This window comes from Phenylobacterium sp. (assembly GCF_037968635.1).
In the GTDB taxonomy this organism is placed as follows: Bacteria; Pseudomonadota; Alphaproteobacteria; order Caulobacterales; family Caulobacteraceae; genus Phenylobacterium.
On the sequence record NZ_JBBKVV010000163.1, the window covers coordinates 1 to 6,422 of the forward strand.

Annotated in this window: 6 protein-coding genes and 1 pseudogene; all 7 read left to right on the top strand. The window is 67.3% G+C overall.

Annotated features, from left to right (window positions below):
- Positions 1 to 2,371, top strand: a 2,371-nt coding sequence (infB, locus tag AAC997_RS17995; protein ID WP_340647082.1) for a translation initiation factor IF-2, incomplete at its 5' end; no start/stop codon positions are given.
- Between the two features lie 189 nt (positions 2,372 to 2,560).
- On the top strand, positions 2,561 to 3,067 hold the full coding sequence (locus AAC997_RS18000) for a DUF2939 domain-containing protein (RefSeq protein ID WP_340647083.1): 507 nt from the start codon (positions 2,561 to 2,563) through the stop codon (positions 3,065 to 3,067).
- A 36-nt stretch (positions 3,068 to 3,103) separates the two neighbouring features.
- On the top strand, positions 3,104 to 3,895 hold the full coding sequence (locus tag AAC997_RS18005) for a dienelactone hydrolase family protein (RefSeq protein WP_340647084.1): 792 nt from the start codon (positions 3,104 to 3,106) through the stop codon (positions 3,893 to 3,895).
- Positions 3,896 to 3,985: 90 nt separating this feature from the next.
- Complete coding sequence (gene rbfA / locus AAC997_RS18010) at positions 3,986 to 4,396, top strand: 30S ribosome-binding factor RbfA (RefSeq protein ID WP_340647085.1); 411 nt, start codon at positions 3,986 to 3,988, stop codon at positions 4,394 to 4,396.
- A gap of 8 nt (positions 4,397 to 4,404) precedes the next feature.
- Complete coding sequence (gene truB, locus AAC997_RS18015) at positions 4,405 to 5,349, top strand: tRNA pseudouridine(55) synthase TruB (protein WP_340647086.1); 945 nt, start codon at positions 4,405 to 4,407, stop codon at positions 5,347 to 5,349.
- Between the two features lie 3 nt (positions 5,350 to 5,352).
- The gene (gene rpsO / locus AAC997_RS18020; protein WP_340647087.1) at positions 5,353 to 5,622 is read left to right on the top strand and encodes a 30S ribosomal protein S15; all 270 of its coding nucleotides are present in this window, start codon (positions 5,353 to 5,355) and stop codon (positions 5,620 to 5,622) included.
- A gap of 246 nt (positions 5,623 to 5,868) precedes the next feature.
- A pseudogene (locus tag AAC997_RS18025) lies at positions 5,869 to 6,422 on the top strand (polyribonucleotide nucleotidyltransferase); the annotation flags it as partial.

The window sequence follows — 6,422 nt, forward strand, 5'->3', positions numbered from 1 at the left end:
CGCGCAGGCCCAGCGCCGGCCCTATGAGGCCGGCCGCGAACGCCGCGATGACCGCGCTTCGACGACGACCTATCGTCCCGAACGCACGCCCGGCCGTTTCGAGAACGCGAACTTCGGTCAGCGCGCCCCGCGCGCCGACGGTGGCGGCCAGCAACGGCCGCCGGCGCGTGAAAATGATCGTCCGCCGCAGGCCGCCGATCGCGGTCCTCGCACCGATCGTCCGCAAGGTGACCGTCCGCAGGGCGATCGTCCCCAAGGTGGCGGTGATCGCGCGCGTCCCGGCGCAGGGCGTCCTACGCCCAATGCGCCGCCCGCCACGCCTGAGGTTCAGCGCGCCACCCGTCAGGCCCCGCGGCCCGGCGGCGGCGACACCATCGCCCGTCGTGACGATGAAGAGGATACGCGCCGCAAGGCCAATGCGGCCCCGACCAAGGCCATCTCCCGCGTCAAGGGCGCGCAGCAGCGCCGCGAAGGCCGCCTCACCATCCAGGCCGTGGCCGGTGATGACGAGAGCGCCGTCGAACGCATGCGTTCCCTGGCCTCGGTTCGCCGGGCCCGCGAGCGTGAGCGCGAAAAGCGCAAGGGCGGCGGCCAGGAAGCGGCCCGCGCCGCGCGCGAAGTCATCATTCCCGACGTCATCACCGTGGCGGAACTCGCCAACCGGATGGCGACCCGTGGCGTGGAGATCATCAAGTTCCTGATGCGTCAGGGCGTGATGCTGAAGATCAACGACGTCATCGACAACGACACCGCCGAGCTGGTGGCCACCGAGTTTGGCCACACCGTCCGCCGTGTGTCGGAGGCCGACGTCGAAGAGGGCTTCATCGGCGATGAGGATCTCGACGATCACCTGGTGTCCCGGCCCCCGGTCGTCGCCGTCATGGGTCACGTCGACCACGGCAAGACCAGCCTGCTGGACGCCCTTCGTTCGGCCGACGTGGCCAAGGGCGAGCACGGCGGCATCACCCAGCACATCGGCGCCTATCAGGTGCGCCTGGAGAGCGGCCAAGCGGTCACCTTCCTGGACACCCCTGGCCACGCCGCCTTCTCGGCGATGCGGGCCCGTGGCGCCGACGTCACCGACATCGTCATCCTGGTGGTGGCCGCCGACGACGGCGTCATGCCCCAGACCATCGAGGCCATCCATCACGCCCGCGCCTCCGGCGCGCCGATCATCGTGGCCATCAACAAGATTGATAAGCCCGGCGCCGATCCGCAACGGGTGATCAACGAGCTGCTGCAGCACGAGATCGTCGTGGAGAGCCTTGGTGGCGACACCCAGGCCATCCAGGTCTCAGCGACGCAGAAGCTCGGCCTCGACGATCTGATCGAGGGCATCCTGCTGCAGGCCGAGGTCATGGACCTGAAGGCCAATCCCGAGCGTACCGCCGACGGCACGGTCATCGAAGCCAAGCTCGATCGGGGCCGGGGTGCGGTCTCCACCGTCCTGGTCAAGCGCGGCACGCTGAAGCGCGGCGACATCGTGGTGGCCGGTTCCAGCTTCGGCCGGGTCCGCGCCCTGTTCAACGAGCGTGACGAGCAGCTCGACACCGCCGGTCCTTCGGTGCCGGTGGAAATCCTCGGCCTCGACGGCACGCCTTCACCGGGCGAGCCCTTCGCGGTGGTGGAAAACGAGGCGCGCGCCCGTGAGCTGACCGAGTACCGGACCCGGGTGAAGCGCGAAAAGGCCGGCTCGCCGGTCGCCGGCGGCGTCACCATGGCCGACTTCATGGCCAAGCTGCAGGACAAGAAGATTTCCGAGCTGCCGGTCATCATCAAGGCCGACGTGCAAGGCTCGGCGGAGGCCATCGTGTCCTCGCTGGACAAGCTCGGCACCGACGAGGTCCGCGCGCGGATCATCCTGTCGGGCGCAGGCGCCATCAGCGAGAGCGACGTGATGTTGGCCAAGGGGGCGAATTCGCCGATCCTCGGCTTCAACGTCCGCGCCTCCAGCCAGGCCCGGCAGCTCGCCGAGCGTGAAGGCGTGGAAATCCGCTACTATTCGGTGATCTACGACCTGATCGACGACATCAAGGGTGTGCTCTCGGGCATGCTGGCGCCGGAACAGCGCGAAACCTTCCTCGGCAACGCCGAAGTCCTCCAGGTCTTCGACATCACCAAGGTCGGACGCGTCGCCGGTTGCCGCGTCACCGAAGGCACCGTCCGCAAGGGCGCCCGCGTCCGGATCATCCGGGCCGATATCGTGGTCCTCGAACTCGGCACCTTGCAGACGCTCAAGCGCTTCAAGGACGAGGTCAACGAGGTCAACGCCGGCCAGGAGTGCGGGATGTTCTTCCAGGGCTTCCAGGACATCAAGGAAGGCGACACCATCGAGTGCTTCAGCCTCGAAGAGGTCAAGCGCAGCCTCTAGGGCCGCGCGCGCGAACGCCCTTTTCTTGGCGTCGCGGCAAGTTCATGAGAGCCTCCCTGGAGACAGGGAGGCTTTTTTGATGTCGAACCTGGGCGCCGCGCTCGCAATCCGCGACACTCGTTCCTCGTCAAGGTCATCAAGCCACCCCACTTTCCCCGCACTGCGCAGTGGGTTTGAGCGGAGACGTCGATGCGTATTCTTCTGGTGATCGCCCTGGCGATGGGACTTTCGGCCTGCGCCACGGCCCAGCGCCTGGATGCGGCCGGCGACGTCCATGCCCTGCTGGTCTCCATCCGCGACGAGGACCAGGCGGCCTTCGACGCCCATGTCGACCGCGACGCGCTGAAGCAGGAAATCTCCGCCCGCCTCACCGCCGAGGCCCGGGGCCCCAAGGTGGACAAGGGTTGGCAGTCCCTGGGCGCCATCCTGGCGCCGGCCCTGGCCGACATCGCCGGCGACGCCCTTGTCCAGCCCAAGGTCTTCCGCAAGGTGGCGGAATCCTACGGCTACAAAACGGGCCAGCCGCTCCCCAACCGGGTCGCCATCGCCGGCTCCCTGAAGGCCATGGACGACGGGCGGGTCTGCGCCACCAAGTCCAAGGACGGCCCCTGCCTCCTGGTCTTCAGCCAACAGAACGGCGTCTGGAAGCTCTCGGGCTTTGAAGGCGATATTTCGAGTCTGCGCATCAAGCTCTAGCGGGTTAGGCTCCCGCCAAAGGGTAGGGGGACCGTCATGGGCTACGAGGCCGCGCTCAGCGCCTACGAGAAGTTCGAGTTCGACGACGGCCATCGCACGCGCGACGTCTACAAGCGCGGCTCCGGCCCCGCCGTCATCATCATCCACGAGATGCCGGGACTGCACCCGCTGGTGATCGCCTTCGCCGACCGGGTCGCCGCGGCCGGCATGACCGTCTACTGCCCCAACCTGTTCGGCCAACCGGGCCGCCCGGCCTCGCACCCGCTCGGCGTACTGACCATGTTGGGTGGCATCTGTATCCGGCGAGAGTTCAATGTCTGGGCCACCGACAAGTCGAGCCCCATCGTCGACTGGCTCCGCGCGCTCGCCCGCAAGGCGCACGCCGACTGCGGCGGCAGGGGGGTGGGGGCCGTGGGCATGTGCTTCACCGGCAATTTCGCCCTGGCCATGATGACCGAGCCCGCCGTCGTGGCGCCGGTCCTGTCGCAGCCCTCGCTGCCGCTGGCGGGAAAGAACCCCAAGCGCGGCGCCGGGATCGGCGTCTCGGCCAAGGAGATCGCCTGCGCCAAGCAGAGGTTCGAAGACGAGGACCTGTCGATGATCGGCCTGCGTTTCACCAGCGACGCCTTCGTCCCCGACGCTCGGTTCGACACCTTCCGCCGCGAGTTCGGCGACCGCTTCGAGGCCATCGAGTTGTCGGACGCCGACGCCGCCCCGGCGGCGATGGCCCCCCACTCGGTGCTGACCCTGCACCTGAAGGAGGACGGCCCCACCAAGGCGGCCGAGCAACGGGTGATCGCCTTCTTCAAGGCGCGCACGGGGGCGTAGCTCTGGACTTGCGCGCGCCATCCCACTAGAAGCGCCGGCTTCCCTGAGCTCCACGTCCGATCCGTGGGCCAGGCCCGCGAGGTCAGAGCCATGAAACGTAATGCCGCCGGAAAGCCTTCCGGCCCCAGCCAGCGCCAACTCCGCGCCGGCGAACTCACCCGTCACGCCCTTGTCGAGGTGATGCGCGACCACGAGATCCAGGATCCCGACCTGGCCGGCGTGCCGGTCACGCTCACCCAGGTTCGGATGAGCCCGGACCTGCGCCACGCCGTCTGCTTCGTCGAGCCCCTGGGCGGCGAGAAGTTCTCGGTGGTGGTGGACGCTCTGAACCGCCACGCCAAGTTCCTGCGGGGCCGCCTGGGCCGGTCCATCGAGATGAAGTTCACGCCGGATCTGAAGTTCGTCCACGACGAGACCTTCAACGAGGCCAGCCGCATCAACGCGCTGTTCGACGACCCCAAGGTCGCCCAGGACCTCGCGTCCGACTCCGACGAGGACTGATCACTCCCATGGCGCGACGCAAGAAGGGCGATCCGGTCTCGGGCTGGATCTGCCTCGACAAGCCCTATGACCTGACGTCGACCAGCGCGGTCGGCCGCGTGCGGCGGCTGTTCAACGCCCAGAAGGCGGGCCACGCCGGCACCCTGGATCCACTGGCCACCGGCATCCTGCCCATCGCTCTGGGGGAGGCCACCAAGACCGTCCCGTTCCTGATGGACGCCGACAAGACCTACCGCTTCGTCATCGAGTGGGGCCGCACCACCGCCAGCTTCGACCGCGAGGGCGCGACGACGGCGACCTCCGACGTGCGGCCGACGGTGGCGGAGGTGGAAGCCAAGCTGCCGGCCTTCGTGGGCGAGATTTCCCAGGTGCCGCCGATCTTCTCGGCCATCAAGGTCGATGGCGAGCGGGCCTATGACCTGGCCCGCGCCGGACATGAGGTGGAGCTGGCGGCCCGCATCGTCACCATCCATTCCGCCGCGGTCGTGGAGGCGCCTGATCCCGACCACATCGAGATCGAGGTCAGCTGCGGCAAGGGCACCTATGTGCGCGCCATCGTCCGCGATCTGGCGCAAATGCTGGGGGCCTGCGCCCATGTCAGCGCGCTGCGCCGCACCCGGGTCGGGGCCTTCTCCGAAGACCGGGCGATAACACTGGAATTGCTTGAGGATTTGGGGCATAAGCCCGGCCATCTGGAGGCATTGCTTCCGGTCGAGACCGCCCTGGACGACATCCCGGAGCTGGCCGTGACCGCCGAAGACGCTTTCAGACTTAAGCAGGGACGGCCCATCGTTCTCGTTCCCCGACAGGTTGAAGCCCTGAAAGCCCGGTTCACCCTGGGTTCTCGAACCGTTTCAGTCTTGTCGGAGGGCATGATGGTGGCGCTCTGCGAGATGCGCGCAGGCAAGCTCGAGCCGTCGCGAGTCTTTCATCTGACCAAGAGCGGAGACTAACCGATGTCGATTACGATTGAACGTAAAGCCGAGCTCATCAAGACCCACGGCCGCTCCGAGGCGGACACCGGTGGGGCTGAAGTGCAGGTCTCGATCCTCACCGAGCGGATCGTGAACCTGACCGAGCACTTCAAGACCCACAAGAAAGACAACCACTCGCGCCGGGGCCTTCTGAAGATGGTTTCCCAGCGTCGCCGACTTCTCGACCATCTGAAGGCGACCGATACCGGCCGCTACCAGGCCATCATCGAGAAGCTGGGCCTGCGCCGCTAGGACACCAAGTCCAGCCCCCGCGAAAGCGGGGGCTTTGCGTATCAGGCTCTATCTATTTCCCGCTTCCTCCGCGACAGGCCGGAGGATCAAGAGCGGTCCGGGCCGCCCCTTTCGGTGGGCGCCCAAACACGCCGAGGGTTCCAAAGTGATCCTCACCCCCGCCTGTTTGACTGGAGAGGATATCGGGAACCCCCCGCCCTGTCCGCCCCCGCCGGGAATACGCCCGCGGGATGAGAAAGAAACAAAATGTTCGATATCAAACGCAAGACCATCGAGTGGGGCGGCAAGACGCTGACCCTGGAAACCGGCCGCATCGCGCGCCAGGCCGACGGCGCCGTGCTGGCGACCTACGGCGAGACCATGGTGCTGGCCACCGCCGTCTTCGCCAAGAGCGCCAAGCCGGGTCAGGACTTCTTCCCGCTCACCGTGAACTACCAGGAGAAGTTCTACGCCGCGGGCAAGATCCCCGGCTCCTTCCCCCGCCGCGAGGGCGCCCCCTCGCAGAAAGAAACCCTGACCTCGCGCCTGATCGACCGTCCGATCCGCCCGCTGTTCGTCAAGGGCTTCAAGAATGAAGTCCAGGTGGTCTGCACCGTGCTGGCCCACGACCTGGAAAACGATCCCGACATCGTCGCCTTGGTGGCCGCCTCGGCCGCCCTGGTGATCTCCGGCGCCCCCTTCATGGGTCCGATCGGCGCGGCCCGCGTGGGTTACGTCAACGGCGAATACATCCTCAACCCGACGCTCGACGAGCTGAAGGAAAGCAAGATGGACCTGGTCGTGGCCGGCACCGCCGACGC

Coding starts and splice junctions, on each gene's coding strand:
- AAC997_RS18000 (WP_340647083.1), top strand. CDS start 2,561: ATGCGTATTCTTCTGGTGATCGCCCTGGCGATGGGACTTTCGGCCTGC.
- rpsO (WP_340647087.1), top strand. CDS start 5,353: ATGTCGATTACGATTGAACGTAAAGCCGAGCTCATCAAGACCCACGGC.
- rbfA (WP_340647085.1), top strand. CDS start 3,986: ATGAAACGTAATGCCGCCGGAAAGCCTTCCGGCCCCAGCCAGCGCCAA.
- AAC997_RS18005 (WP_340647084.1), top strand. CDS start 3,104: ATGGGCTACGAGGCCGCGCTCAGCGCCTACGAGAAGTTCGAGTTCGAC.
- truB (WP_340647086.1), top strand. CDS start 4,405: ATGGCGCGACGCAAGAAGGGCGATCCGGTCTCGGGCTGGATCTGCCTC.